Annotated in this window: 2 protein-coding genes and 2 pseudogenes; 1 reads left to right on the forward strand and 3 read right to left on the reverse strand. The window is 51.2% G+C overall.

The features are described 5' to 3' along the window. The coding region (locus ACLTD4_RS33430; protein WP_320995793.1) for a hypothetical protein at positions 1–436 on the forward strand (436 nt) is incomplete at its 5' end. A gap of 40 nt (positions 437–476) precedes the next feature. Here the strand turns inward: ACLTD4_RS33430 and ACLTD4_RS33435 are convergent. The 3 genes and pseudogenes from ACLTD4_RS33435 to ACLTD4_RS33445 form a co-directional block, all read right to left on the reverse strand. Beyond that, on the reverse strand, positions 477–1349 hold the full coding sequence (locus ACLTD4_RS33435) for an SPL family radical SAM protein (protein ID WP_117621725.1): 873 nt from the start codon (positions 1347–1349) through the stop codon (positions 477–479). Positions 1350–1664: 315 nt separating this feature from the next. Beyond that, positions 1665–2782 (reverse strand): annotated as a pseudogene (locus ACLTD4_RS33440) (FAD-dependent oxidoreductase). A 146-nt stretch (positions 2783–2928) separates the two neighbouring features. Next, positions 2929–3396: pseudogene (locus ACLTD4_RS33445) on the reverse strand (2-enoate reductase); the annotation flags it as partial.

The following is a 3396-nucleotide window of genomic DNA, read 5'->3' on the forward strand; positions in this document are numbered from 1 at the left end:
TGCAAAAGCGAATCCGGAACAAACCCTGCCGGTTAACTCACGATTTAAATCACGAGAATGCACCGGCAAAATTTTCAAATATATCATTGATGCACAGCAAGTCATGGATGAGAAGGAGGAATGGATTACTCTGTGTGATCAAACATTCCATTCCTGTTTTGAAGATATTACGGAAGTGACTACTTCTTTCTGCCCAATGTCTTTTGACAAAACGATATACCATATATATCTGATTTTGGACGAAGACAGCAATAATCGCAAGGAGATAAAAGCCTGCGCCAAAGTCCTGAATATCAACTATCTTAAGGCAAAAGAAAAATTGAATCACAAACGGTGTTTGCTTACAAGCGGGGAAGCCGGTATGATACAGGGAGTGCTGGAGAAATTATCTGCTTTTGATGTACACTATGAAATCGAACCTCCTTATCCTTATTAACAAACACCCCGATAAAGCCCCATGCCCTTGCCCTCTTTCCTCACTCAAACAGCGACATCTGAACCCCCGCCTGTTTATCCTCAAAGGTATGCATATACTCAAACAGCCGATTGCTGCTGCAGACCATTCCCGTATTACGGCATTCTTCTTTTACCAAAGCGAGCAGACGCCTGGTATCCGGAGACGGGATCTCGTAGCTGTTTCCATAGGTACGGATATAGCGCTCCTTCATCCCCGGAAAATGCTGATCCAGCTGCGCATAGAAATACTGCCTGTCCCCATCCCGCAGCGTCACGCCAATGCCAAAGAGCATCAGCCCGTATACCGACGCGTCACGGCAGTATGACAGAATGCCGCGTATGTTCTCCTCTGTATCGTTTATAAATGGAAGAATCGGAGACAGCCAGACGATAGTTGGAATCCCCTCCTCCTTAAGAATCCGCAGCACCTCCGCTCTGCGTCCGGTTGTGCAGACATTCGGCTCGATGATCCGGCAAAGTGCCTCATCATACGTCGTAAGCGTCATGGAAACCACACACTTCGTCTTCCGGTTGATGCTTTTTAATAAATCCAGGTCGCGCAGGATTAAATCCGATTTCGTCTGGATGGACAGACCAAATCCATAGTAATCAATCAGTTCCAGACTCTGCCTGGTAAGACAGAGCCGCTTTTCCAGATGTAAATAGGGGTCGCTCATGGCGCCTGTTCCGATCATACATTTCTTTCGTTTGCTCTTAAGCGCCTTCTCCAACAGTTCTACAGCGTTGGACTTTACTTCAATATCTTCAAACGCATGATCCATCTGATAACAGGTGCTTCTGGCGTCGCAGTAAATGCATCCGTGCGTGCAGCCTCTGTAAAGATTCATGCCGTTCTGTGCAGACAGAATCGACTTTACCTGTTTTTCATGCATACAGTTTCCTCCTAATTTCCATTTCCATTTCCATTTCAAAATCAAATGTAATCGAACTGTAACTACAATACCACACTATTCACGTCATCTGTATGTCATGTTTATTCATTTCTCCGCTGTCCGCCGGCAATTATTTTTATATAAAAAAACGGCATCGAAGCAGGAAGCAGCAGAGGATATCATATCTCTCTGCTGTGTGTCCTGCTCCGATGCCGTGAGGGTTAAACGCCCCGCAGGCAAAGCCTGCCCCGCTTGGTCGGGTACAGTACCTGCCTCACCGCTCTCTGGAATAAACGGTCGCTATCCATCCACTCCTCAGCCAATATGGTTTGCCACCTCAAACGCATCCCATATCGCATACATTATATTGGAAACCTTCCTTGCGTCTCCCAACAGATACAGTTCCGGTACGTCAAATTCCAGCTGGCGGTACAGAGAGTCCTCCTCCTGATACCCCACTGCAAGAATTACGCTGTCACAGGCGATTTCCCACTCTTCTCCGCCGCAGGAAGCATGCAGAATTCCGTCGCGATACCCGGTCACTCTGGCGGAGGTTATGGTCTTCACCCCGTGATAGGGAATCAGGCGTTCCAGCATGTCCTTGTTGGCATGACACAAGGGACCGTTGACCGCCATCAGCCGGTCCACGATCGTCACGCGCTTCCCTGTTCTGCCAACCAGAGGCGCAGTTCACAGCCGACCAGGCCTCCGCCTATAACCACGGTGGTATCTCCGCAGTCCTTTTCCCCGGTCAGAACCTGAGCCGCAGGATATACCCGCTCGTCATCTCCCAGAGAAAACACCTTTGGCCTGGAGCCGGTGGCAATAATAACCGCATCATAATTTCCCGCCAGAACCATCTCCCGGTCCACACAGGCATGGAAATGTACCGGAACTTTGAGGGTCTGAAGCTGAACCTCGTACCAGTGCGCAAGAGCAAGATCATCCTCCTTGAAGTCAGGAGCTCCTCCTGGAATCAAATTGCCGCCCAGCCTGTCGCCCTTTTCGAACAGCTCCGGCTTATGGCCTCTCACCGCCAGCACCCTGGCGGCCTCACAGCCTGCCGCGCCGCCGCCCACGACCATCACCCGTCTGCTCTTTAAGATGGGTTCATAGGCGGTCACCCGCTCCCTGGCAGCCTGTGGGTTCACCGCGCAGTTAATCATGGAAAATTCCTGAACACGGCCCATACAGCCTTCCTGACAGGAGATACACGGACGGATCTGTTCCCATTTTCCAGCTCTCAGCTTATTCACATAGTCAGGATCGGCCAAAAGCGGGCGGCCAAGGCTGACGATGTCGCACTCGCCGGCCTCCACAGCCTCGGAGGCCATCTCCGGATTGTCCATACGGCCTGCGCACAGCACCGGGACATCCACAGCCTCTTTCACCATCTTGCAGTACGGACGGAAAAGCCCCTTTTTCTGATACATCGGCGGATGGTTCCACCACCATGCGTCATACGTTTACGTCGGTGGCCAGCGCGTCCATAACCATACCAGCGGCGATCTCAGACCTTCCTCGATATCGCGGCCTTCTCCTCAAACGTTTCTCCGTAAGCGCCTTCCCGCCAGTCCCTTTATTGCTCTTTGGCGAAACGCGGCACCACAGGAAAATCCTGTCCGCACCTGGACTTCTCTCTTCTACCACTTTGCGAACATGACCTTTTCCAGTGTACCTCCGCCTCGTCAGTCCGTTGATTGAACATGAAATGGCAAACTGATCGGCAGATAACCCTCGTGAACCGCGTGAATTCCCGCCAAAACCGCCAGTTTGCATGGTACGCTCCGTCCCCAAAGGATTTTACAATGCTGTGGATCTCCTCCTTCGTAAGCGGCCGGCAGATCTTATCCAGCCACCGGTGTGGAATCGCAGATGGCGCAACCGGAGGGAACTCTCCCAGATTGGTAGGGATCGTCACTCTTCCAAAGCCGGCCGACATCATGAGAAATATCTTGCTCCCATAGGCGTGAACCCGCTCTGTCATCTCCTTCGACGTCCGGATAAAATGAACGGGATTGTACGTGGAATTGGGGCAGTTTGGCAT

The sequence above is a fragment of the Hungatella sp. genome (genome assembly GCF_046966825.1).

Coding starts and splice junctions, on each gene's coding strand:
- ACLTD4_RS33435 (WP_117621725.1), bottom strand. CDS start 1,349: ATGCATGAAAAACAGGTAAAGTCGATTCTGTCTGCACAGAACGGCATG.